This is a genomic window from Neptunicoccus cionae (genome assembly GCF_002860325.1).
GTDB classification, from domain to species: Bacteria; Pseudomonadota; Alphaproteobacteria; order Rhodobacterales; family Rhodobacteraceae; genus Amylibacter; species Amylibacter lutimaris.
Map to the genome: position 1 here is coordinate 23,958 of NZ_PKOJ01000006.1, position 23,068 is coordinate 47,025.

Genomic DNA, 23,068 nt, shown 5'->3' on the forward strand with positions numbered 1-23,068 from the left:
GGATAAACGCTTGAAAACAGGGCATTCGTCACTCACGCTGCGTAGGATACGAAGCGATTTAACTTCTCGGGGGACGTTGCTCGGGCTGATCGGGGCTTCAATCGTGCTGGGGCTGTCCGGACCATTCGGTACTTTTGAAAGCCTGACCTCCCTACCCCGTTTTGCCTATTGGGCCATGGTGGTTCTGTGCACTTATACCGGTGCGATTTTCGTGATCTCCACAGCCAAACAGTATTTGCCGCAGCATTGGCCTGTCTATCTGCTGAACGGCGCAGCCGGTGCGCTGGCGGGGCCGGTGGTGACGCTGATTGTAACGCTGATCAATTTCGCAACATTTCCCGATGCTGCCGGAGGGCTGAATTCCCTGTCTTCCTTGCCGGTGTTGATGCTCTATTGTTCGCTGATCACCATTGCAGTTGCCGTTCTTGTGGGACAGGCGGACGGCAATCCCAGCGAACCATCCGAAGAGGCAAAACCGGCGCAGCCCCCGCCCTTGCTGGCGCGATTGCCTTACGACTTGCGCGGGTCTCTGGTCTCTCTTCAGGCGCAGGATCATTATGTGCAGGTTACAACAACAAAGGGCAGCACGATGGTGTTGATGCGGATTGCGGATGCCATTGCCGAAACCGGATCTGTTGACGGATTGAAAACCCATCGTTCCTATTGGGTGGCGATCGCGCAAGTGTCCAGCGCAGAGCAGATCGGAGAGCGGGGACGCCTGATCCTGCAAAACGGAAGCGCAGTACCGGTGAGCCGCAAATATATGCCGGCGCTGAAAGAAGCCGGTCTGTTTCCCCGTCAGGGGATTACGCAGTCGGCAACACCGACAATAGGGGTTTGACAGCTTCGCAAAGTTCCGGCACTTCCCCTTTTATGGTAGACTGGATCACATCACAGGGGTTTGTCCCCTACCCCGATGCCGTTGCGCAGATGGAAACCCATGTGGAGTCCATGATCCGCAGAGGCGCGGACGAGCGTATCTGGCTGCTGGAGCACCCTCCCCTTTATACGGCTGGCACTTCGGCAGATATTAACGATCTGACCGATCCGGACAGATTTCCGGTCTACACTTCCAAACGGGGTGGACAATATACCTATCACGGACCGGGGCAGCGGGTGGCCTATGCCATGCTTGACCTGAACAGACGGGGCCGCGATGTGCGCAAGTTTGTCTGGAACCTTGAAGAATGGGTTATCCGCACACTGGCGGAGTTCAACGTCAAAGGAGAGCGGCGCGAAGGCCGTGTCGGGGTTTGGGTGGTGCGCCAAGACAAACCGCTGACAGCGCTCGGCACGCCGCCTGAAGACAAGATTGCTGCAATCGGGGTGCGATTGCGCAAATGGACCAGTTTTCACGGAATCTGCATCAACGTAGAGCCGGACCTGTCCCATTACGACGGCATTGTACCCTGCGGTATAGCCGAACACGGTGTTACATCCCTTGTAGATCTGGGCCTGCCGGTCACGCTTGAAGATCTGGATATGGCCCTGCAAATGTGTTTTTCACAAGTATTTACGGATTAATCCCGTCTCTTTTTAGAGAAAATGCCTGTTATTTGTGCTAGAACACGACTGGATTACCAAATATCGCCGCACCCGCCTGTCCTGCGACAGATGCTCCCGCCTGTGACATGCGACTTTTAATCGGCTTGAGACACCCTATGGGCTGGGGTATGTAGGCGGCGGGTATCTGCGGACCCCGGAAACGGGGATTCGCGGCAACAAAAGACGTGTCAGGAGAAACAAGCATGGCAGACGCAGCCACCCATGGTCACGACGACCACGCAAGACCCGGGTTCTTTACCCGTTGGTTTATGTCAACCAACCACAAAGATATCGGTGTGCTGTACCTGTTTACAGCCGGCCTACTGGGGTTCATCTCCGTATGTTTTACCGTTTTCATGCGGTTGGAACTTATGGAACCAGGTGTTCAGCACATGTGCATGGAGGGTGCGTCCCTCATGGCTGCTGCTGTTGAAAACTGTACGCCGAACGGCCACCTCTGGAACGTATTGATCACGGGCCACGGCATCCTGATGATGTTCTTTGTGGTTATTCCCGCCCTGTTCGGCGGTTTTGGTAACTACTTCATGCCACTGATGATCGGTGCGCCGGATATGGCGTTCCCGCGGATGAACAACCTGTCTTACTGGATGTATGTTGCCGGTTCGTCTCTGGCGGTACTGTCCCTGCTGTCTCCGGGCGGTAACGGCCAGCTTGGTTCCGGTGTGGGTTGGGTGCTGTATGCGCCGCTGTCCACCAAAGAGGCAGGTTATTCGATGGACTTCGCAATCTTTGCGGTTCACGTTTCCGGTGCATCTTCGATCCTCGGTGCGATCAACATGATCACCACCTTCCTGAACATGCGTGCGCCGGGCATGACCCTGCACAAAACACCGCTGTTCGCGTGGTCGATCTTTGTCACAGCCTTCCTGATCCTTCTGTCCCTGCCTGTTCTGGCCGGCGCGATCACCATGCTGCTGACCGACCGTAACTTCGGCACAACCTTCTTCGATCCGTCAGGCGGCGGCGACCCGATCCTGTACCAGCACCTGCTGTGGTTCTTCGGCCACCCTGAAGTGTACATGATCATCGTTCCGGGCTTTGGGATCATTTCCCACGTCATCGCAACCTTCTCGCGCAAGCCGATCTTCGGCTACCTGCCGATGGTTTACGCGATGGTTGGCATTGGCGCGCTCGGCTTTGTTGTCTGGGCACACCACATGTACACCGTGGGCATGTCCCTGACACAGCAGTCCTACTTCATGCTGGCGACTATGGTGATCGCGGTGCCGACAGGCATCAAGATCTTCTCGTGGATCGCAACCATGTGGGGCGGCTCTATCGAGATGAAAACACCGATGTACTGGGCCTTCGGCTTCCTGTTCCTCTTCACCGTTGGTGGGGTTACAGGGATCGTACTATCTCAGGCTGGTGTGGACCGCGCCTATCACGACACATACTATGTGGTTGCTCACTTCCACTACGTTATGTCTCTGGGTGCTGTGTTCTGTATCTTTGCAGGCATCTACTACTGGATCGGCAAAATGTCCGGTCGCCAGTATCCTGAATGGGCCGGCAAGCTGCACTTCTGGATGATGTTCATCGGTGCCAACATCACCTTCTTCCCACAACACTTCCTGGGTCGCCAAGGTATGCCACGCCGCTACATCGACTACCCCGAGCAGTTCTCGCTCTGGAACGAAGTCTCTACATACGGTGCCTTCCTGTCCTTCGCATCCTTCGTGTTCTTCATCGGCATTATTTTCTACACCCTGATGTGGGGTAAGAAAGTCACCGAGGACAACTACTGGGGTGAAGGCGCGGATACACTGGAATGGACCATTCCGACACCTCCGCCGGAGCACACATTCGAGACACTGCCTACACCTGATATGTGGGACCACCAGAAACACTAGATGTTTCGACAGACAGACAGAAAAGGCCGGAGCGTTTGCTCCGGCCTTTTTCTTTGAGCCCCCTGCCAAGCCAAATTCGCTGTTGGCATTCCTGTTGATTTATCCCACCAATAGAACAAGCAACTTTCAGGCCCAGCTATGATCCTGCGTGAACCGCCCTCTTCGTTCAAACTGTTCTTCGTAATTCAAGGATCGGTGGTGCCTGCGATCATCGGCAAGATCACAACAATCACCCTGATCGCGCTGTTGGTGGTTGTCCTTGATCATTTCTTCGTCCCCCTGCCACATATTTCCATCGCGGCGATGGGCATCTTTGGCGTCGCGCTTTCGCTGTTTCTGGGGTTTCGAAACAATGCCGCCTATGACCGCTGGTGGGAAGCGCGCAAGCTCTGGGGAACGCTGATATCTGATGTACGTAACCTGTCCCGCCAGTGCAGCCTGTTCATCAGGGACGATGCAGCGCGGGAGGATATTCTCAACCTCGCAGTGGCCTTTGCCCACCTGCACCGCGGGTTCCTGCGCGAAACCGACGTCAGCGCGCAGATCACCCCATTGACCGGAGCCGAGCGGGCCAGCCGCCTGCTTGGTTTCCGCAACCCTGCCGATGCCGCCCTTCGGGAAATTACCGACCGGCTTGTTACTCTGTCCGATCAAAACCAGTTGGACGGTTTCGCAAGGATGACCCTGTCAAACACGCTTTCCTCTCTTGCGACAGCGCAAGCGAGTTGCGAGCGCATCCAGACAACGCCCCTGCCTTACGTTTATTCCCTGCTGGTCCGGCGCACGACCTATCTTTATTGTGGCCTGCTGCCCTTTGCGCTGCTGGAGGCAACGGGGTGGTTCGCTCCGCTCTTCGCTGCAGTAGTGGCCTATGTTTTCTTTGGTCTGCAAACTGTCACAAACGAACTGGAGCGCCCGTTCCATAACCTGCAAAACGGTTTGCCGCTGGACGCCATGTGCCGGGTTATCGAAACCTCGGTGGCGGAGGCTTTGGGAAAACCCGCCCCCGAGCCTGTGGCCGTTGTAAACCACGTCCTAAGCTGAAACCGCCGCGGCAAACATGCCGCAGGCCCTACCCCTTTGTGTCGCTTGAACCTTCCCGCGTTCTGGGACAAGTTTTCCTATATGCAGAACCCGCCCCAAGACTACCTGACCGCCACAAACCGGAGCGATCCTCCCCTGTTCGAGCGCCACCTGAAGGCGCACAGGTCGCTAACCAATCGGGGTTTTGTCATCACCATCGGTTTCACTGCCGTCGCGTTGCTGCTGCCTCTTCTGGCATTTTTGGGGACGTTCGCGCTCTGGACCCTACTGCCCTATCTCGGCGCGGCGCTCGCCGCGCTCTGGTATTTTATCCGGCGCAACGACCATGACGGCACGCTTGGCGAACATATTCGCATCTGGCCGGACCTGATTGCAGTGCATCGGCAAAATCCTCGCGCTGAGGATCAATACTGGGTGGCGAACCCCTATTGGGTAACAACAAAGCGGCGCAATACCAAAGCAGTCGAGAACTACCTCACCCTAAAGGGGCAAGGGCGTGAGATCGAGCTCGGTGCTTTTCTGTCCAGCGCGGAACGGATCGAACTGGAAGAGGCAATCACGGCACAGCTCAACGCCTGCCGCCAACCCTGAGGGGGAATCGCCTCCCCGCGCAAACAAAAGGCACGGACCAAGCCGTGCCTTTTGTTTCGAATCATTTTCTAACCTGTGATTGCACGACCCGAGCGACATTCACCCGCGACAGCCCTGCAAACGGGACCACAGTCTCAGCAGCCGAGCATCTCTTTCACAGTGCCGCCTGCTTTCCCGAAATCCATCTGTCCGGTGTAGTTGGTCTTGAGAACCCCCATCACGCGGCCCATGTCACGGATGCTTTCCGCGCCAGTCTCTGAAATTGCTTTTTTCACGGCATCCTTCAATTCCTGATCCGAAAGCTGTTTCGGAAGGAATTGTTCTATAACGCTGATTTCGCTGATTTCTTTTTCAGCCAGTTCCAGCCGCCCACCTTCTTCGTAGGCTTTCGCACTCTCGCGGCGCTGCTTGATCATACGGGCCAGAACCTTGAGGATTTCCTCGTCTGAAACCCCGTCGTGATTGCCTTCGGCACGCGCAGCGATGTCACGGTCCTTGATCGCAGCATTGATCAGGCGCAAGGTTCCCAGCTGTTCGCTGTCCTTATCGCGCATGGCCTGCTTGACCTTGGCATTAATTCGTTCTCTCATTGCATCCAACTCCCGGCAGTTGCAAAAATCCAAGCCCCGTGTTTACCCCGAAACCGGTTTGGAAACAACTGGGATCACATTTTTTAAAACGCTGATCTTAATGGATATTTCATTTTAGTACGGCTCTTGACCTTACAGAACCTTGGGCGTAGTTTCGCGCAAATTTGGCCAAAGGAAGCTGTCATGTCCATGCCCAAAACCGCATCAGACCAACCCGATTTTCCAACCGCCTGCATTGTGCTTGCAGATGGAACCACGTTCTATGGGAACGGCTTCGGCGCCCCGGGCCGTATCCAGGCAGAGCTGTGTTTCAACACCGCGATGACCGGCTATCAGGAGATCATGACCGATCCTTCCTATGCCGGACAGGCGATCACATTCACCTTTCCCCATATCGGCAACACCGGTGTGAATTTGGAAGATGATGAAACCGCCGATCCTGTCGCCCGCGCCATGATCGTGAAATGGGACCCGACCGAACCGTCCAACTGGCGTTCAGAGCAAACCTTGTCCGAGTGGCTGTCCAAAAGGGGCCGTATCGGCGTTGGTGGTATCGACACCCGCCGCCTGACCCGTGCGATCCGTCAGCAAGGGGCACCCCATGTGGCGATCGAATACCGTCCCGACGGAAAGTTCGACATGCCCGCCCTGCTGGAATATGCCCGCGCTTTTGAAGGGCTCGAAGGGCTTGATCTGGCCAAGGACGTGACCTGTGGTCAGTCCTACAAATGGGACGAGCAACGTTGGGCATGGCCGGATGGCTACAGCCGCCGTGAAGGTGCAGGCAAACGGGTCGTCGCGATTGATTACGGCGCCAAGCGCAACATCCTGCGCTGTCTGGCCTCGGCCGGTTGCGAAGTTACCGTTCTGCCAGCGACCGCCACCGCTGAAGAAGTTTTGGCCCATGACCCGCAAGGCGTATTCCTGTCCAACGGTCCGGGCGATCCTGCAGCAACAGGCGAATACGCTGTGCCAATGATCCAGACACTGCTGGAAAAGAAAGACCTGCCAATCTTTGGTATTTGCCTTGGCCACCAAATGCTTGCGCTCGCGCTTGGCGCAAAAACCATGAAGATGAGCCACGGTCATCACGGCGCCAACCATCCGGTAAAGGATTACACCACCGGCAAGGTTGAGATTACCTCGATGAACCACGGTTTCGCAGTGGACGGTCAAAGCCTGCCTGATGGCGTAGAGGAAACCCACGTCTCTCTGTTTGACGGGTCAAACTGCGGTATCCGCATCACTGACCGTCCGGTGTTTTCGGTACAGCACCACCCCGAGGCCAGCCCCGGCCCGCAGGACAGCTACTATCTGTTCGAGCGGTTTGCGGAGTCGATGGCTCCGGCCTGATAATTCCGTCTGGATAAATACAAAAACCCGCCCGCAGTGATGCGCCGGCGGGTTTTTTGCTTCTGTTAAACCATCGTTAAGAGCCCCTTAACCTTAAGGACGCATTCTGGAGACCTGTTATTAAAAGGTCGTGAATATGTCTGTGTCACTCCCCAAGAAAATGATTAACGGACAGGCTTCTTTCCAGGGCCCAGACCGGCAGAACCTTCAGTTTCAAGACTTTCCCCTGCACGACGATACGGCTGCACCCGTTGATATGTTCAAAGCTCTGGCATTGCAGAGCCATCACGGACGGCCGTTGTCAGATTTTCTCAAGATACGGACTGTTGATGAAGCAACCCTTCTCAACACCGTCGCGGAAGAATCTGCGCTGCCGGTAATATGCCTGCACAGTAATCCCCCCTCGCCCTTGCTGCGGGGAATTGTCGATCCGGTGGTCGGAATAAAACACCGTTTTGTGTGCTGGAAATTTGCAGGGAAAACACTCATCATTGCACTGAGCGATCCGGCCCAGATCGACGCAGTCCAAAACCTGCTTGGCGACACTGCTCCGAATTACCGTTTCGTTCTAGCACAGAACACCGCCATTCTCGGGCATTACGCCACCCATCACCGGCATGATCTGTCCAGAGCAGCAAACCGCCGCGTCCCCGCAGGGATGAGCGCTCGCAGTTGGTCCGGCCTTCGCCCGCGCTTTATCGGAGCAGCATTGCTCAGCAGTTTCGCAGCCCTTGCGACGATTGCACCACAGACGTTGCTCCTTGTTCTCGCCCTATGGATATTCGGTGCCCTGATCGCCAATGGCCTGCTGAAAGGCGTGATGATGATGACGAGAATGCCACTTCAGCCGTCCCCAACAGTACCGATCCGGAACAGACTGCCGAAAATCTCGATACTGCTGCCCCTCTTACGGGAGGAAGACATCGTGGACCGGTTGATCGAACGTATGTCCGCCTTGGTTTATCCCAAAGATCGGCTGGAAATCTGTCTAGTCTTTGAAGAAAACGACACCGCAACGAAAAACCACCTCGCCGCCTGCCGCCTGCCTTACTGGATGCGCAAGATCGAGGTACCGATTGACACGCTTCAAACCAAACCGCGGGCGATGAATTATGCGCTGGATTTTTGCAACGGCGACGTGATCGGCATATACGATGCCGAGGACGCACCGGAACCCGATCAGTTGCACAAGGTCGCCCGCCTGCTGGATCAGGCGGATGAAACGGTCGCCTGTGTGCAGTGCCAGCTTGATTATTACAATTGCACAACAAACTGGATTTCCCGTTGTTTTACATTAGAATATGCCATTCTGTTCCGTGTCATGCTGCCCGGTTTGCAACGCTGGAATCTGCCTGTGCCGCTTGGCGGAACTTCGGTGTTTTTCAAGCGGGACATTCTGGAAAAGCTAGGGCGCTGGGATGCGCATAATGTAACCGAGGATGCCGATCTTGGCATCCGGCTGTACCGTTCAGGATATCGCTGTCTCTGGTCCGACGCTACCACCTATGAAGAAGCCAACTTCCGCATCCTGCCTTGGGTGCGGCAACGGTCGCGCTGGCTCAAGGGTTTTTTGCAAACATGGATCACCCATATGCGCCACCCGATAGAACTGTTGCGCCAGACAGGTCTGGCCGGATTTCTGGTGTTCCAGATCCAGATGATCGGCACATTTACATCCTTCGTCGCTGTGCCGCTGGTGCTGCCGATGTGGCTGTACACTTTTGGTGTGCCTCTGCCAGTATATGATGCTGTTCCCAAGGGGCTGTTCCTGTCCCTTGTGGCAGCCTTCATAGCAACCGAGCTACTGTTGCTATGCCTTGGCGCACTCGCAGTCAGACGGCGTAACAGCCCGTCCCTTTATCTGCGGTTGCCCACCATGCTGCTTTACTGGCCGCTTGGTGCATTCGCTGCTTATAAAGCCTTGTGGGAACTGTTTGTGCACCCGAATTATTGGGACAAAACCAGCCACGGTATCAACGACATCGAATATCAGGAAGAAATTAACAGGTTAACCGCGCAACCGGGTAGTGCCATACTTCAGGATTCACCTGCTCCGATCTCTCCAGCGTCGGCCTTCAGCCGCGTTTCGAATGCGAAAGACAGGTGATCCTTCAATCGTTTTTCGGCCGAGGCCGCATCGCCCTTTTCAATTGCCTGCACAATGGCCAGATGTTCGGCCAGAGCCATTTCCCCGCGCCCGTCTGCCGCAAGCGAGGTCTCTGCCAGAAGCGCCATGGATCTGTGAACCATTTCAAGCTGTTGCACCAGATACCTGTTGCGGCTGGCCAGATGTATCTGCCGGTGGAACCTGCGGTTGGCGATGGACAATTCGCGGGGCTGGTTCAGGTATTTCCTGTCCTCTTCGATCATGCTGTGCAGCACCTTGATTTCTTCTACAGAAGCATGTTTGGCTGCCAGCCGCGCCGCCAAACCTTCCAGTTCGGCGCGCACCTCGTAGAGTTCGGCCATCTGGTTATGATCCAGCGATGAAACAATCAGGGAACGCCCGTCCCGTGTCAGCATGGTCTGGGTTTCCAGCCGCTGCAAGGCTTCGCGCACGGGGGTGCGGGACACGCCAAACCGTTCGGCCAGTTCGCTTTCGACCAGACGATCACCCGGACGATAAATCCCGATGTCTATGGCATTCAGGATCAGTTCATAGGCGTCTTTTGGTTCATTCGGGCGTGTCATTCTGCTGGTCCTGCCGCTGGTTTACGTTTGCGAAACAGATCATCTACCCCGACAAATTCGATTAAATCATACCCGTGATCCCGCATCAGTTCAGGGATCAGGGAATCCTGCGTGTTGTTTTCGATAGTCCAGAGCTCCACATCAAAGGAGTCAAAATCGAAGTTGCGCAGAATATCCAGTTCTCCGCCTTCTACATCGAGCGAAATAAAGTCGATTTTCTGCAGATCCTGCTCGCGCAGGATGTCGTTCAGCGGTCGGGCCTCCAGCTTGTGCACAACTTCGCTATGGCGTGCATCGCCACGGACCCGCGCCAGCAGGTCACGGTCATAACTGTCGAGAAACCCGCTCATCTGGGTGTAGCCGCCGGTCACTTCCATAAAGTCGAGCGTTCCGGCCTGCCCTGCCACCGCATAGCCAAGGCAGGGACAGCGCCGCACGGTCTGGGCCTTGCGCAACTGTGTCGGAGCAGGTTCAACCAGAATTCCCGTCCAGTCGCGGAAAACTTCAAAAAACAGTGTGTTGGAGCCGGTCACACCGTCATAACCGCCAACATCGACAAAGACGCCGCCGGTTTTCTGATTGAGAATATTATCCACAATCCGATCCTGTCCGGCCTGCGAAAAATAATGGTCGCTCTCGCCGGTCATCCGCCCGAGCATATGCAACTCTCTCAGCATCCCACCCCGCGCCCGACTGCGGTTCTTTTGCAAGAGTTCGGTCAGTTCCTGTCCCGCTTCATGCAGCAACTTGCGTGCCTGAACTATCTTTTCGCTCGGTGTCATGATCCGCTCGCTCCCCGTCCGGTCCCCTGTAACAGGACTGTGTTGGCAAGTGATAACCCCTTTGTCCCTCAAGGGAAAGTTTTTCGCAGTTCCATCGCCAATTTGCCGGCCTGACGGTTTCCCTCCTCGGCATTCCGCCCTATTCATGGCGCTATGAAACAGCATTTCTCTCACGTTAACTGTTGGGTTTTCGACCTCGACAACACGCTTTACCCGCCTGAATGCCGCCTGTTCGACCAGATCGAGGTGCGCATGACAAGTTATGTAATGAATGCGCTGGGGGTAGACCAACCCGAAGCAGACCATCTGCGCAACCACTACTGGAAAACCTATGGCACCACGCTGGCCGGACTGATGCAGGAACATGCGCTGGATCCCCTGCCCTATCTGGCGGATGTGCATGAAATCTCGCTGGATCATGTGCCGCAGGATGCCGCCCTTTGCGCCCATATCTCTGACCTGCCGGGACGCAAGATCGTTTATACCAACGGTTCGGAAAACCACGCCATTCGCGTGCTTGCCGCGCGCGGGTTGACCGGCGTATTCGATGCGATTTACGGGATTGAACATTCGGATTTCCTACCCAAACCGGGCGCCGAAGCCTATGCCGCGATCCAGAAACGCGACGGGTTTGATCCCGCCCGCGCGAGCATGTTTGAGGACGACCCCCGCAATCTGGAAATTCCCCACGCATTGGGAATGCGCACGGTTCTTGTCGGGCCGAAGGTTGAACGTCCCTACATCCACCACCAGACAGAGGATTTAACGGGTTTTCTGTCGCAGATTGTCGCCTGACGCTTTCCTTTGGAGTCGGCCCGTTCTAATTCATTGGCATGGAACGGGAGAACTTTGATATTTTTGTCAGTGGCGGCGGCCTTTCGGGGTTGATAGCGGCCTGTGCCTTCGGGCGTCTGGGCCTATCGGTGCTGTGCGTTGATCCCCAGCCCCCCGTTACCACACAGGGTGATCCCAAGGCCGACAGACGCAGCACGGCGTTTCTGCAACCTGCCAAAGCCACATTGGAACATGCAGGGCTGTGGCCAAGGTTTGCGCCCTATGCGGCACCGCTACAGATGATGCGGCTTGCGGACGCTGGCGGGGAACCCGGCGAAATCCGGTATCTGGCGGATTTTGACGCGGGTGAGCTGTCCGACCAGCCCTTTGGCTGGAACCTTCCCAACTGGTTACTGCGGCGCGAACTTCTGGCGCAGATTAATCAGACCGACAATATCACGCTGCGCATGGGGGTTAAGACCAATCGCATCACTGCACGTGCCGCACATGCGCTGGTGTCCCTTTCTGACGGCACGCAAATGGAAACTCCGCTTGTCGTCGCAGCAGACGGCCGAAACTCCCCGATCCGCGAGATGCTGGATATCGGCGTCAAAACATGGCGCTACGGGCAAAAAGCAATCGTCTTTACCGTATCCCACCCGCGACCGCATAACAATATTTCAACAGAAATCCACCGCAGCGGTGGTCCCTTTACACTGGTGCCGCTGCCCGATCTGTACGGTGTGCCACAGTCTGCCGTTGTCTGGATGGAAACCGGTCCGAAGGCTGCTGCGCTGATGGAATTGGATGAAGTCGCGTTTACCGCCAAAGCCAACCTGCGGGCCTGTGATATTCTTGGCCCCCTCACTGTGAACAGCCCGCGCAACATCTGGCCGATAATCTCGCAAAAAGCCGAGCGGCTGACCGGACCCCATACGGCGTTGATTGCAGAAGCGGCCCATGTGGTGCCCCCCATCGGGGCCCAGGGCCTGAATATGAGCCTTGGGGATGTGCAGGTGCTGGTGGATTTGTTGGAAAGCGGCCACGCTGCTGGCAGTAGCGATATGCTAGCCGCATATGAGCGCAAACGCATGCCCGACATCACCGCCCGTGTGTCTGGCGTCGATATGCTGAACCGTGCTGCACTGGCGCAAAGCCCAGATTTGCGGGCCCTGCGCCTGAAAGGGTTGCAGCTGTTGAACGAAACCACCCCGCTGCGCCGCGCGGCAATGCGCGCGGGGCTTGGGGCGTAACTTCTCGCTTATTCCGCTGCGGCAGAGTGCGTAGTGCCGCCTGCGCGGATCATTGCAAGCAACTCCTCGCGCCGCTTGCCAACCGTCGTCACATTCTGCTGTTTCACCGGACCAAAGCCACGGATCTGCATCGGCAGTTCGGCCAGTGCCTTGATCAAATCACGGGTGGCCGGAGCATCCAGAGGTAGCACTTCCTTCATGTCCCGCTCATACTCGGCAATCAGCGCCCGTTCCATCTTGCGTTCGGCAGAGTATCCGAAAGGATCAAACGGTGTCCCGCGCAGAACCTTGCCTTTTTTCAACAGGTTAAAGACTGGCAGGATCCAGGCTCCGAACTTGCGCTTCTTCGGGCGTCCGTCCGCTGTCTTACCCGGCAGGATTGGCGGCGCGAGGTGAAATTCCAGCGATTTGACGTTGTCAAAACTCTCGGCAACCATGGACTCCACATGGTCCGCATGCAGTCGCGCCACTTCGTATTCATCCTTATAGGCCAGTAGCTTGTAGTAGGATTTGGCCACAGCTTCCCGCAGGTCGGCATTGTCTACTGTGGCTACGAAATCGCGGTATTTTTGTGCCAACGCCGCGTTCTGGTAGGCTTTCAACAGATCGGCGCGATAGCTGATCCGCTCATCAAAGGATTTTGGCAGTTCGACGACGATGCTCACCAGCGATTTAGCCGCTTCCGCCGGATGACTGACCGCCCAGCGACCCACAGCAAAGGCCCGTTTATTCCCTTCAACGCCCGCGCCGTTCAACTCTATCGCTTTCATAATGGAGTCTTCGGACAGCGGGATCAGACCGTTTTGCCATGCAGCACCCACCATCAGCATATTGGCATAGATGCTGTCGCCCAGATGCACGCGTGCCAGTTCCGTGGCATCAAAAAAGCTAACCGCCTCTTCCCCCAGACGTCCTGTCAGGGACAGTTGCAGACGATCACTTGGCAGGGAAAATTCCGCGTTACGGGTGAAATCCCCCGTGACGATTTCATGGCTGTTGCAAACAACCTTGGTGCGGCCGCGCCCCATCAGACCCAGTGTTTTCGCACCTGCGGTGACCACCAGATCTCCGCCGATTACGCCGTGGGCTTCGCCAATTGCAACACGCACTGCGCTGATATCAGACGGTTTTTCGGCCAGACGACAGTGAATATGCACCGCACCGCCTTTTTGCGCCAGTCCGGCCATTTCCATCATGCCAGCGCCCTTGCCTTCAACATGGGCGGCCATTGCCAGAACGGCACCGACAGTTACAACGCCGGTCCCGCCAACACCTGTAATCACGAGGTTATGGGTGCCGTTGATGGTTGGCAGCACCGGATCGGTTAGCGCGGGCAGTTCCATACCACTGGCCGCCTGTTTCTTCGGCGTGCCCCCTTTGACGGTCACAAAGCTGGGGCAGAAGCCGTTGACGCAGGAAAAGTCCTTGTTGCAGCTAGACTGGTCAATCGCCCGTTTCCGGCCCAGTTCCGTTTCCAGCGGCACAACCGAAACACAGTTGGACTGCACACCGCAATCGCCGCAGCCTTCACAGACCGCTGGGTTGATGAACACCCGCTGGTCCGGATCAGGAAACAACCCGCGCTTGCGGCGGCGGCGTTTTTCGGCGGCACAGGTTTGCACATAAACAATGGCCGATACACCCTTAATCTTAGTGCATTTTTCCTGAACCAATGGCAGATCTGCGCGTTCGAACTTTTCAATGCCGGAGGGGAATTCGGAAAAGTCGATTTCTTCCTTTTCATCATAAACAAGGAAGATGTTTTTCAACCCCATCGACTGGATTTCAGCGCAAATGCGCGCTGCCGAGAGTTCCCCTTCGTTATGCTGGCCACCAGTCATGGCAACTGCATCGTTGAAAAGGATTTTGTAGGTAATGTTTGTATTGGCCGCCAAAGCCGCACGGATCGCCTGAACACCGGAATGGTTGTAGGTGCCATCGCCAAGGTTCTGGAACACATGGTCCCGTGTGGAAAACAGCGACTCGCCAATCCAGTTAGCGCCTTCTGCCCCCATATGGGTGAACCCCATCGTATCGCGGTCCATCCATTTGGCCATGTAGTGACAGCCGATGCCAGCATAGGCGCGCGACCCGTCCGGAACTTTGGTGGAAGAGTTATGCGGACAGCCCGAACAAAACCACGGGGTACGTGCAGCGATTTCTTCGGCGTTATCGCCTGCAGTGGCTTCGTCCAGACGCATCAGTGCCTCTTTTATCCCGTCGGTAGACCGCCCTTCCTCGCCCAACAGCATCCCGATCTTGCGGGCCACGGTGATGGGTTCCAGCGCACCTTTGACAGTGAAGATGACTTCATCCTTGCGAATGTCGTGCTTCCAGCCGATTACGCGGCGGGCGTTGCGATCATCAAAGATGGCTTCCTTGATCTGAACTTCGATCAGCTTGCGCTTTTCTTCGACCACGATGATCATGTCGAGCCCTTCGGCCCATTCATGAAAGCTGGTCATATCCAGCGGCCAGACCATCGCAACCTTGTAAGTCGTGATGCCCAGACGCTCCAGCTCCGCATCGTCCAGCCCCAGCAGGTCCAGCGCGTGTTGTGTATCCAGCCAGTTCTTGCCGCTTGAAACGATCCCGATCTTCGCGCCCGGCTTGCCTGCCATCCGCTTGTCGAGGTTATTGGCACGGGCAAAGGCCTCGGCTGCGAACCGTTTGTAATCGTGCAGGCGGGCTTCCTGTGCGACAGGGCTGTCATCGGCGCGGATGTTAATTCCATCCGCAGGCATGGCAAAATCGGTCGGGATATTAACGGACACACGGGACGGGTCGCCATCCACAACGGCGGTTGCCTCGATCGTGTCCTTCACGCATTTCAACCCGACCCAGCAGCCCGAATAGCGGCTGAGCGCATAGCCGTAGGCGCCGTAATCCAGCACCTCCTGCACCCCTGCCGGAGACAGGATCGGCATCATTGCATCCACAAGCGCGAATTCGGACTGGTGCAGAACAGTAGAACTTTCGCCGGTATGGTCATCCCCCATACAGACCAAGACACCACCGTTTTCAGAGGTGCCGGCCATGTTGGCATGACGGAACACATCGCCCGAACGGTCCACGCCCGGCCCCTTGCCGTACCACAGCCCGTAAACCCCGTCGAATTTGCCTTCACCGAACATTTCGGCCTGCTGCACACCCCATAGCGCGGTTGCGGCGAGGTCTTCGTTCAAACCGGCTTGAAATACCACATCGCTGGCAGCAAGATGTTTGGACGCACGCTCCATCTGCAAATCAACAGCACCAAGCGGAGATCCGCGATAGCCGGTAACATATCCGGCGGTGTTCAGCCCTGCCGCGCGGTCCCGTTCCTTTTGGGCAAGCACCAGACGCACCAACGCCTGCGTGCCGTTCAATAGAACAGTCTCTTTTGATAGATCAAAACGATCGGTAAGTGAAATTTCCTGTTTAGTCATCGGGCATCCTCCACAGTGCTTGCGGTGATAATAGGTCATAAAATATGACCTATCAAGGTATATTCACCCGACGTCTTTTCATTGCTTTTGAGCCACCGGACACCTACATACTTGCCAACGAAAAAAACTTGGGAGGAGCGGTCTATGGATTGGGATAAACTGCGCATTTTTCATGCCGTTGCAGATGCAGGTAGCCTGACACACGCCGGGGATGCGCTTCATTTGTCGCAATCGGCAGTTAGCCGCCAGATCCGCGCTTTGGAAGAAACGCTTGGCGTGACCCTGTTCCACCGCCACGCCCGAGGCCTGATTCTGACCGAACAGGGCGAACTGATGTTCGACGCCACTTCTGCCATGAGCAAGAAGCTCGAATCCACCGAGGCCCGCCTGCGGGATTCCGAGGATGAAGTTTTCGGCGAACTGAAAGTCACCACTTCAGTCGGTTTCGGTTCCCTGTGGCTGTCCCCGCGCATGGGCCGACTCTACGATCGCTATCCTGATCTGAAGATTGACCTGATGCTGGAAGAACGGGTTCTCGACCTGCCCATGCGGGAAGCCGATGTAGCGATCCGCATGAAAGAGCCGAGTCAGGCCGATCTGGTCCGCCGCCGCCTGATGGATGTGAACATGCGGTTTTACGCAACCCAGCCGTATCTCGACAAATTCGGTACACCCGAAACTTTTGAGGAATTGCGCAGTCACCGGATCGTCAGCCAGAACCTGACATCGCAGCAGGTGACAGCCAGTCTGAACTGGATTCGTCCAATCCTTGCGGGCGAACATCTATCCCACCTGACGGTCAACAATTACTTCGGCGTCTTGCAGGCTGTGCTCTATGGAGTGGGGATCGGCCTGCTGCCCAGCTATGTCACAGTAGACTTCCCACAACTTATCCGGATTCTACCCGAGGACCAAAGTCATCAGGTTCCGGTCTATCTGGCCTATCCGGAAGAGCTCAGACATTCAAAAAAGGTAGCAATCTTCAGGGATTTTGTTCTGGAAGAGATAAAGGCTGACAAGAAATTGTCACAAATTTAGGTCGCGCATTCAATAAGCTAGGGAGAAAACGCCTTGTTTCCGGACCAGCCATGCGCAAAACGCATGACGGATATGCAACGTATGTGACCTTTTTACACTTGTCGTTAACACCTTCAATTTATATCTTACTCATGAAGGCGGACGGTTGAGCAACTGCTCTCGTTCTTCTTCACCTCCCTGTTGGACTAAAGGCCGAGCATTTGCTCGGCCTCTTTTTTTGCGCCACGCCTTTTTTCATCCAGAAACGCCACTGCACTGCGATTGTCGCAAAGTTCTATTGCACGATCATAAGAGTGTACCGCCTCGGGATAGTGTTTTGCGCGATGATAGAATGCGGCCTGCGCCGCATGATAGGGCTGATACTCTGCCAGTTCCCCACTTAATTCCCGACTGGCCCGCAGTGCGGCCTCTGGCCCGTCCACATAGGACAGCGCCACACAGCGGTTTAGCTTTACGATGGCTGTTCCGTCAAACTGTACCAACAGATCGTAAAGCCCCAGTATTTCATCCCAGCGGGTCGCATCAAAATTCTGCGCTTCGGAATGAACGGCCTGAATCGCCGCCTGAAGCTGATATGGCCCGAGCGGTGCCCGTTGCAGTGCCGTTTCAATCAGCTTGATCCCCTGCATAATCATCGGCCGGTCCCAGACTTCCCGGTCCTGCATCTCTATCGGCACCATCGCGCCACTTGCCGTGCTGCGGGCACGCCTTCGGGCATGGATCATTAACATGAGAGCGAGTAGCCCCTCCACTTCGGGTTGCTCCGGTCGCAACCGGTTCATCAGACGCGCCAGAAAAATCGCTTCTTCACAAAGATCTACACGGATCTGGCGGTCCCCTCGCGTCGCTGCGTAACCTTCGTTGAATATCAGGTAAATTACACTCAAAACCGAATTCAGCCGCTCGTCCCAATCGTCCGCATCCGGTACGCGGAACGGTACGCCAGATTTCACAATCTTGTGGCGCGCCCGCACGAGCCGCTGCGCCATAGCGGCTTCGCGATCCAGAAAAGCGCGCGCGATTTCTGCGGTGGTTAACCCGCCGAGTGTGCGCAGGGTCAAAGCGATACGTGTTTTGGGATCAAGCGCAGGGTGACAGCACGTGAAGATCAACCGCAAGCGTTCGTCCGGTATTTCCTGCCGGGACTCATCTTCTGCATCCGCTTGATCCAGCTTCAACATCAAAGAATACTGTACTGATTTTGAATTGAAATTTTGCGACCTGCGCAATCGGTCGATTGCCTTGCGCCGCGCAGTTTTCAACAACCATCCGGAGGGATTGGCCGGTATACCGGAGCGCCGCCAATGCACCAAAGCAGAGGCCAGCGCATCCTGCATACTGTCCTCCGCCAGTTGGAAATCACGCAAATTGGCGATCAGCGCGGCGAGCAATCGGCCACGGCTGCCCTGAACAACCTCGTTCAGGGCAGCCGCAACCGGATCAGCAACCGCTGTCAGTGGACTATCCCAGTTCCATGATCGGGCGCACCTCGACCGTGCCATAGCGCGCCGCAGGAATCATGGCGGCGTATTTGATCGCCTCGTCCAGATCGGCACAATCCAGCAGGTAATACCCGCCCAACTGTTCTTTGGTTTCGGCAAACGGGCCGTCCATTGTTTCCTGTTTTCCATCACGGATACGGATTGAAGTGGCGGTAGCCACATCCTGCAAGGCATCGCCAGCCACCATTACCCCTGCGTCGATGTAGGTCTGGTTCACCTTGATCCATTCTTCCATAGAGGCTGCAAATTCCGGTGTGCCAAATTCGGGGTTCGAACCGGGGGCGGAATAGATAAGAGCTAGGTATTTCATAATATTTCCTTTCGGGTTGGCTGAGTTTGGTCAAACTCTGTGTGAAAAATCAATCAAATGCTGCGCCGGCTTACCCGGCGAAGCGCGCTATCAGGATCAGGACAACAGAAATCAGGATCGCAAGATGCGTCCCCGCCCCGCCAATGATCCGCAGCGGCTTGGTGGCAATTTCAGGATGCATCCCGAAAGGCTGGGCAATACGCGCAACGACCAGCAGGATTCCGGCGATATTAAGGGCCGTGCTGTTCGCTCCGTTTAATTCGGCGAGCGCCATAACAATCAGCGCCATCGGAACGAATTCGATGAAATTGCCGTGCTGCCTGATCCGCGTGGCCAGCGCCATATCCTCTCCGTGCAGGATGGAAATGCCGGAACGGGCGCGCCCCAAGATTACGTAGTAGGTCAGCGCGATCAGCATCAGCGCCAGAATTGCAGCATAAAGAGAAGTAATGGGTAAGGGCATAAGAGCCTCCGTTATTTGGGATTAATACTGAAATGACGAACGGCCCCGGCCGGAATCGACATGGAGGCGAAAATAAATCCCAAAATATTCAATCTGCGGCAGTTTCGGCTCTTTCACCAAAGGCTGGCTTCCAGTAATACACCCGCAAATCCACGCGCATTGGGACAGCACATCATGACCGATCCGGCAATCACCGAAAAACTTATCAAAGATCACGGCCTCAATGCGGAAGAATACCAGCGTATTCTCGACCTGATCGGTCGGGAGCCGACCTTCACCGAACTGGGCATTTTTTCGGCCATGTGGAACGAGCATTGTTCCTACAAGTCCTCCAAAAAATGGCTGCGCACCCTGCCTACCGAAGGCCCTCAGGTGATCTGTGGTCCGGGCGAAAACGCAGGTATCGTCGATATTGGCGACGGGCAATGTGTGGTGTTCAAAATGGAAAGCCACAACCACCCGTCTTACATCGAGCCCTATCAGGGGGCAGCCACAGGCGTCGGCGGCATTTTGCGCGATGTGTTCACAATGGGCGCCCGCCCGATTGCGGCGATGAATTCCCTGTCCTTCGGAGAGATCACCCACCCGAAAACCAGATCGCTGGTGTCCGGCGTGGTCGAAGGTGTGGGCGGATATGGCAACTGTTTCGGCGTCCCAACCGTTGGCGGCGAGTTGCGCTTTCACAAAGCCTATAACGGTAACTGTCTGGTAAATGCCTTTGCTGCCGGTCTGGCTGAAACGGACGGGATTTTCTACTCGGCAGCTTCCGGTGTCGGGATGCCTGTTGTGTATCTCGGCGCAAAGACCGGTCGTGACGGTGTCGGCGGCGCAACAATGGCCAGTGCGGAATTTGACGACACAATCGAAGAAAAACGCCCGACCGTTCAGGTTGGTGACCCGTTCACCGAAAAACGCCTGATGGAAGCAACGCTGGAGCTGATGCAAACCGGTGCTGTGATCTCAATTCAGGATATGGGCGCTGCGGGCCTGACCTGTTCTGCCGTTGAAATGGGTGACAAAGGCAATCTGGGCGTGCGTCTGAACCTTGAAGACGTACCGATCCGCGAAGACAACATGACCGCCTATGAAATGATGCTGTCAGAGTCTCAGGAACGGATGCTGATGGTTCTGAAACCGGAACTGGAAGCCGAAGCCAAAGCCGTTTTCGACAAATGGGATCTGGATTTTGCCATCGTGGGCGAAACCATCGCGGAAGACCGCTTCCTGATTATGCACAACGGTGAAGTCAAAGCCGACCTGCCGCTGAAGGCCCTGTCCGGCACAGCGCCGGAATATGACCGCCCTTGGGTGGAAACACCGGCGGCGGCCGCTGTTGGCGATGTGCCTGCGATCAACCCGGTCGAGGCGCTTATGACGCTGGTGTCCTCGCCCAACTACGCCTCGCGGGCATGGGTTTACGAACAGTATGATACGATGGTGATGGCCGACACAGTGAAACGCCCCGGTTCTGACGCCGGTGTTATTCGTGTACACGGCACACCTAAGGCGCTGGCCTTCACCTCCGATGTGACCCCGCGCTATTGCAAGGCCAACCCCCTTGAGGGTGGCAAGCAGGCCGTGGCCGAAGCCTATCGCAATCTCTGCGCAACAGGCGCCAAACCTCTGGCAACAACCGATAACATGAACTTCGGCAACCCTGAAAAGCCCGAGATCATGGGCCAGTTTGTCGGCTGCATCAAAGGCATCGGAGAAGCCTGTACCGCGCTTGATATGCCCATCGTTTCGGGCAACGTCAGCCTGTACAACGAAACCGATGGTGTTGGCATCCTGCCGACTCCAACCATCGGCGCTGTCGGGCTGCTCTCCTCGCTGGAAGAGCTGATCGGCACGCAGGCGCAGGATGGAGATGCGCTGGTTCTGATCGGAGAGACCACAGGCCATCTTGGCCAGTCGGCCCTTCTCAAAGAACTATTCGATCGCGAAGACGGCGATGCCCCCTATGTAGATCTGGAAAAGGAACGCGCCGCAGGTGAATTTATCCGCGCGCTTCAGTCCAAAGGTCTGATCACAGCGGCACATGATTTGTCCGACGGTGGTCTGGCGCTGGCCGTGGCGGATATGGCCTTTGCTTCCAACTGCGGTGTCACGGTTAAAGACGGCGATGCAGGCTGGTTCTTCGGCGAAGATCAGGCCCGCTATCTGGTGGCAACCGGCAATGCGGATGCTGTTCTTGAAGCAGCCCGTGACGCTGGTGTACCTGCCGAAACCATCGGTAGCTTCGGGGGCAATGACATTACCCTCGGATCAGAGTCCCTGCCCCTTTCCACAGCACGGGCCGGATTTGCCGAGTGCTTGCCAAAGGTGTTCGGCTGATCCACAAAGACGCCGAGCGCCGTTTAACGGTACAACGACACAAGAGGAATACGCTATGCCTATGTCCGCCCCAGAAATCGAAAGCCTGCTTCGCGAAGCCTTTCCGACCGCCGACATTACTGTTCAAGGCGATGACGGTGTGCACATGGCCGCCCATGTGGTGGCCGAAGAATTTGCCGGTAAGAACCGCGTCGCACAACAGCGGATGGTTTATGCCGCACTAAAGGGCAAGATGGACGGTCCCTCCGGTGAATTGCACGCGCTGGCCCTGACCACCAAAGCCAAAGAATAAGCGCAAATGCGCCGCAACGTGGCGCAGATGTGAACCGCCCGTGCCATTGTAATTCGCCAATCCACTGATATATGATCTGGCAAACGCGGCACTCCGCAGCAAGGATACCAATATGACCGACACAAACGCACAAATTCAGGAAACCGTGGACAACAACGATGTTGTTTTGTTCATGAAAGGCACGGCCTCTATGCCACAATGCGGGTTTTCCTCGCGCGTGGCAGGGGTTTTGAACTACATGGGTGTGAATTTCACCGATGTAAACGTGCTGGCCGATGACGCAATCCGTCAGGGCATCAAGGATTTTTCCGACTGGCCAACAATTCCGCAGCTTTACGTCAAGGGCGAGTTCGTGGGCGGTTGTGACATCATCACGGAAATGACCCTCTCCGGGGAGTTGGACACGCTGTTCGACGAAAACGGTGTGGCCTACGACAAAGATGCAGCGGCCAAGATCCGCGAAGCAAACGGCTGATCCGGTCGGCCGTTGCGCCGGTTTCAGGAACGCCAATACAGAAAAACGCCGGAAGAGAACATCTTCCGGCGTTTTTTATTTAAATCTTAAGCTTGTAGAGAGCGTCAGTCTTGTTTTTGCAAACGCTGCGCGGCTTCTTCCATCCGCTCTACCATTGATCGCATTACCGCTACGGCTGAATCTTTGGCAGCGCGGGCTTCTTCAATTTTGGCTTCGGCTTCATCCGCTCTGGACTGGGCCTCTTCCAGTTTCGCCTCAGCCGCTTTCGCCCGATCCTCTGCCGCATCACGGGCAGCCTTGAGATCTGCAAGTACCGCTTCTGCGGCTTCCCGCTCGGCCTTGGCGTTTTCGGCTTCAGAGCCTGCGCTGTGGGTCTTGGATTGCATTTCTGCCAATTCGGCACGCAGTTCCGCCAGTTCGGCCTGCGCCGCGCCCAACTGGGCCTCGGTCTTGCGGGCACGCTTTATCACGGCCTCGTCTTCGGCGGACAGCGCGATCTGGGGGGACGGTGCCTGTTTCAACTGGTCTTCCAGACTTGCGGTTTTATCCGCAAGCATCAGGCCCGACATCAGCAGCATCCGCGTTTCCGGCATCCGGCCAAGCGCTTCGTTCAAGGCGCTGGCTTCATTGTCAAGAAGCAGGGCAGCGGATTGCAGGAAGTGCTCCTCCCCGTCACGGCAGGCAACTTCAAATTCCCGTCCGCCGATGGATACTCTTACTTCAGCCATA

21 protein-coding genes are annotated in these 23,068 nt (G+C 56.1%); 13 read left to right on the forward strand and 8 right to left on the reverse strand.

The window, feature by feature from the left end:
* Positions 1 to 76 precede the first annotated feature (76 nt).
* The 5 genes from C0U40_RS14080 (at position 77) to C0U40_RS14100 (ending at position 5,054) form a co-directional block, all read left to right on the forward strand.
* Positions 77 to 841, forward strand: coding sequence for a LytTR family DNA-binding domain-containing protein (locus C0U40_RS14080; protein WP_180957711.1), 765 nt, complete (start codon positions 77 to 79; stop codon positions 839 to 841).
* 32 nt (positions 842 to 873) lie between these two features.
* A complete protein-coding gene (gene lipB, locus C0U40_RS14085) occupies positions 874 to 1,524 on the forward strand; it encodes a lipoyl(octanoyl) transferase LipB (RefSeq protein ID WP_101656454.1) in 651 nt (216 codons plus the stop codon).
* Between the two features lie 224 nt (positions 1,525 to 1,748).
* Positions 1,749 to 3,419: a cytochrome c oxidase subunit I gene (locus tag C0U40_RS14090; protein WP_101656455.1), complete on the forward strand. Its 1,671-nt coding sequence runs from the start codon at positions 1,749 to 1,751 to the stop codon at positions 3,417 to 3,419.
* 138 nt (positions 3,420 to 3,557) lie between these two features.
* Positions 3,558 to 4,463, forward strand: coding sequence for a bestrophin family protein (locus C0U40_RS14095; RefSeq protein ID WP_101656456.1), 906 nt, complete (start codon positions 3,558 to 3,560; stop codon positions 4,461 to 4,463).
* Positions 4,464 to 4,544: 81 nt separating this feature from the next.
* The gene (locus C0U40_RS14100) at positions 4,545 to 5,054 is read left to right on the forward strand and encodes a DUF2244 domain-containing protein (RefSeq protein WP_101656457.1); all 510 of its coding nucleotides are present in this window, start codon (positions 4,545 to 4,547) and stop codon (positions 5,052 to 5,054) included.
* A 134-nt stretch (positions 5,055 to 5,188) separates the two neighbouring features.
* On the opposite strand, the gene C0U40_RS14105 is transcribed toward C0U40_RS14100, so the two are convergent.
* A complete protein-coding gene (locus tag C0U40_RS14105; protein ID WP_435673797.1) occupies positions 5,189 to 5,644 on the reverse strand; it encodes a GatB/YqeY domain-containing protein in 456 nt (151 codons plus the stop codon).
* A gap of 183 nt (positions 5,645 to 5,827) precedes the next feature.
* On the opposite strand from C0U40_RS14105, the gene carA reads away from it, so the two are divergent.
* Together carA and C0U40_RS14115 are read left to right on the forward strand one after the other, a co-directional pair.
* Positions 5,828 to 6,997 carry a glutamine-hydrolyzing carbamoyl-phosphate synthase small subunit gene (gene carA, locus C0U40_RS14110; protein WP_435673798.1) on the forward strand — a complete coding sequence of 390 codons (1,170 nt, stop codon included), beginning with the start codon at positions 5,828 to 5,830 and terminating at the stop codon, positions 6,995 to 6,997.
* A 136-nt stretch (positions 6,998 to 7,133) separates the two neighbouring features.
* Positions 7,134 to 9,104, forward strand: a complete 1,971-nt coding sequence (locus C0U40_RS14115; RefSeq protein WP_101656459.1) for a glycosyltransferase family 2 protein — start codon at positions 7,134 to 7,136, stop codon at positions 9,102 to 9,104.
* On the opposite strand, the gene C0U40_RS14120 is transcribed toward C0U40_RS14115, so the two are convergent.
* Together C0U40_RS14120 and C0U40_RS14125 are read right to left on the reverse strand one after the other, a co-directional pair.
* The gene (locus C0U40_RS14120) at positions 9,035 to 9,688 is read right to left on the reverse strand and encodes a GntR family transcriptional regulator (RefSeq protein WP_101656460.1); all 654 of its coding nucleotides are present in this window, start codon (positions 9,686 to 9,688) and stop codon (positions 9,035 to 9,037) included. The two genes, C0U40_RS14115 and C0U40_RS14120, sit on opposite strands and share 70 nt — an antisense overlap.
* Positions 9,685 to 10,470, reverse strand: coding sequence for an FkbM family methyltransferase (locus C0U40_RS14125; protein WP_101656461.1), 786 nt, complete (start codon positions 10,468 to 10,470; stop codon positions 9,685 to 9,687). The genes C0U40_RS14120 and C0U40_RS14125 overlap by 4 nt, the downstream gene beginning before the upstream one ends.
* 153 nt (positions 10,471 to 10,623) lie before the next feature.
* On the opposite strand from C0U40_RS14125, the gene C0U40_RS14130 reads away from it, so the two are divergent.
* Together C0U40_RS14130 and C0U40_RS14135 are read left to right on the forward strand one after the other, a co-directional pair.
* On the forward strand, positions 10,624 to 11,265 hold the full coding sequence (locus tag C0U40_RS14130; protein ID WP_101656462.1) for a pyrimidine 5'-nucleotidase: 642 nt from the start codon (positions 10,624 to 10,626) through the stop codon (positions 11,263 to 11,265).
* Positions 11,266 to 11,303: 38 nt separating this feature from the next.
* Positions 11,304 to 12,497: a UbiH/UbiF family hydroxylase gene (locus C0U40_RS14135; protein ID WP_101656463.1), complete on the forward strand. Its 1,194-nt coding sequence runs from the start codon at positions 11,304 to 11,306 to the stop codon at positions 12,495 to 12,497.
* Between the two features lie 8 nt (positions 12,498 to 12,505).
* Here C0U40_RS14135 and C0U40_RS14140 read toward each other — a convergent pair whose 3' ends face one another.
* Positions 12,506 to 15,925 carry an indolepyruvate ferredoxin oxidoreductase family protein gene (locus tag C0U40_RS14140; protein ID WP_101656464.1) on the reverse strand — a complete coding sequence of 1,140 codons (3,420 nt, stop codon included), beginning with the start codon at positions 15,923 to 15,925 and terminating at the stop codon, positions 12,506 to 12,508.
* Positions 15,926 to 16,069: 144 nt separating this feature from the next.
* Here C0U40_RS14140 and C0U40_RS14145 point away from each other — a divergent pair, with 144 nt between their 5' ends.
* Positions 16,070 to 16,963, forward strand: a complete 894-nt coding sequence (locus C0U40_RS14145; RefSeq protein WP_101656465.1) for a LysR family transcriptional regulator — start codon at positions 16,070 to 16,072, stop codon at positions 16,961 to 16,963.
* 185 nt (positions 16,964 to 17,148) lie between these two features.
* Here C0U40_RS14145 and C0U40_RS20475 read toward each other — a convergent pair whose 3' ends face one another.
* The 3 genes from C0U40_RS20475 to C0U40_RS14160 all read right to left on the reverse strand — a co-directional run bounded on the left by C0U40_RS20475 (position 17,149) and on the right by C0U40_RS14160 (position 19,238).
* Positions 17,149 to 18,465 carry an RNA polymerase sigma factor gene (locus tag C0U40_RS20475; RefSeq protein WP_101656466.1) on the reverse strand — a complete coding sequence of 439 codons (1,317 nt, stop codon included), beginning with the start codon at positions 18,463 to 18,465 and terminating at the stop codon, positions 17,149 to 17,151.
* Complete coding sequence (locus tag C0U40_RS14155; RefSeq protein WP_101656467.1) at positions 18,425 to 18,775, reverse strand: YciI family protein; 351 nt, start codon at positions 18,773 to 18,775, stop codon at positions 18,425 to 18,427. The genes C0U40_RS20475 and C0U40_RS14155 overlap by 41 nt, the downstream gene beginning before the upstream one ends.
* A gap of 70 nt (positions 18,776 to 18,845) precedes the next feature.
* A complete protein-coding gene (locus C0U40_RS14160) occupies positions 18,846 to 19,238 on the reverse strand; it encodes an MAPEG family protein (protein WP_101656468.1) in 393 nt (130 codons plus the stop codon).
* A gap of 174 nt (positions 19,239 to 19,412) precedes the next feature.
* On the opposite strand from C0U40_RS14160, the gene purL reads away from it, so the two are divergent.
* The 3 genes from purL (at position 19,413) to grxD (ending at position 22,339) form a co-directional block, all read left to right on the forward strand.
* The gene (gene purL / locus C0U40_RS14165; protein WP_101656654.1) at positions 19,413 to 21,572 is read left to right on the forward strand and encodes a phosphoribosylformylglycinamidine synthase subunit PurL; all 2,160 of its coding nucleotides are present in this window, start codon (positions 19,413 to 19,415) and stop codon (positions 21,570 to 21,572) included.
* Positions 21,573 to 21,627: 55 nt separating this feature from the next.
* Entirely contained in the window at positions 21,628 to 21,864 is a 237-nt protein-coding gene (locus C0U40_RS14170; RefSeq protein ID WP_101656469.1) for a BolA/IbaG family iron-sulfur metabolism protein, read from the forward strand.
* Between the two features lie 112 nt (positions 21,865 to 21,976).
* Entirely contained in the window at positions 21,977 to 22,339 is a 363-nt protein-coding gene (gene grxD / locus C0U40_RS14175; RefSeq protein WP_101656470.1) for a Grx4 family monothiol glutaredoxin, read from the forward strand.
* Between the two features lie 104 nt (positions 22,340 to 22,443).
* Here the strand turns inward: grxD and zapA are convergent, their stop codons facing one another.
* A complete protein-coding gene (zapA, locus tag C0U40_RS20415; protein WP_101656471.1) occupies positions 22,444 to 23,067 on the reverse strand; it encodes a cell division protein ZapA in 624 nt (207 codons plus the stop codon).
* Position 23,068: the final 1 nt, after the last annotated feature.

Coding starts and splice junctions, on each gene's coding strand:
- C0U40_RS14115 (WP_101656459.1), top strand. CDS start 7,134: ATGTCTGTGTCACTCCCCAAGAAAATGATTAACGGACAGGCTTCTTTC.
- C0U40_RS14125 (WP_101656461.1), bottom strand. CDS start 10,470: ATGACACCGAGCGAAAAGATAGTTCAGGCACGCAAGTTGCTGCATGAA.
- C0U40_RS14160 (WP_101656468.1), bottom strand. CDS start 19,238: ATGCCCTTACCCATTACTTCTCTTTATGCTGCAATTCTGGCGCTGATG.
- purL (WP_101656654.1), top strand. CDS start 19,413: ATGACCGATCCGGCAATCACCGAAAAACTTATCAAAGATCACGGCCTC.
- C0U40_RS14145 (WP_101656465.1), top strand. CDS start 16,070: ATGGATTGGGATAAACTGCGCATTTTTCATGCCGTTGCAGATGCAGGT.
- C0U40_RS14100 (WP_101656457.1), top strand. CDS start 4,545: ATGCAGAACCCGCCCCAAGACTACCTGACCGCCACAAACCGGAGCGAT.
- C0U40_RS14130 (WP_101656462.1), top strand. CDS start 10,624: ATGAAACAGCATTTCTCTCACGTTAACTGTTGGGTTTTCGACCTCGAC.
- C0U40_RS14095 (WP_101656456.1), top strand. CDS start 3,558: ATGATCCTGCGTGAACCGCCCTCTTCGTTCAAACTGTTCTTCGTAATT.
- C0U40_RS14105 (WP_435673797.1), bottom strand. CDS start 5,644: ATGAGAGAACGAATTAATGCCAAGGTCAAGCAGGCCATGCGCGATAAG.
- carA (WP_435673798.1), top strand. CDS start 5,828: ATGTCCATGCCCAAAACCGCATCAGACCAACCCGATTTTCCAACCGCC.
- grxD (WP_101656470.1), top strand. CDS start 21,977: ATGACCGACACAAACGCACAAATTCAGGAAACCGTGGACAACAACGAT.
- lipB (WP_101656454.1), top strand. CDS start 874: ATGGTAGACTGGATCACATCACAGGGGTTTGTCCCCTACCCCGATGCC.
- zapA (WP_101656471.1), bottom strand. CDS start 23,067: ATGGCTGAAGTAAGAGTATCCATCGGCGGACGGGAATTTGAAGTTGCC.
- C0U40_RS14120 (WP_101656460.1), bottom strand. CDS start 9,688: ATGACACGCCCGAATGAACCAAAAGACGCCTATGAACTGATCCTGAAT.
- C0U40_RS14155 (WP_101656467.1), bottom strand. CDS start 18,775: ATGAAATACCTAGCTCTTATCTATTCCGCCCCCGGTTCGAACCCCGAA.
- C0U40_RS14170 (WP_101656469.1), top strand. CDS start 21,628: ATGCCTATGTCCGCCCCAGAAATCGAAAGCCTGCTTCGCGAAGCCTTT.
- C0U40_RS14140 (WP_101656464.1), bottom strand. CDS start 15,925: ATGACTAAACAGGAAATTTCACTTACCGATCGTTTTGATCTATCAAAA.
- C0U40_RS14135 (WP_101656463.1), top strand. CDS start 11,304: ATGGAACGGGAGAACTTTGATATTTTTGTCAGTGGCGGCGGCCTTTCG.
- C0U40_RS14090 (WP_101656455.1), top strand. CDS start 1,749: ATGGCAGACGCAGCCACCCATGGTCACGACGACCACGCAAGACCCGGG.
- C0U40_RS20475 (WP_101656466.1), bottom strand. CDS start 18,465: ATGGCACGGTCGAGGTGCGCCCGATCATGGAACTGGGATAGTCCACTG.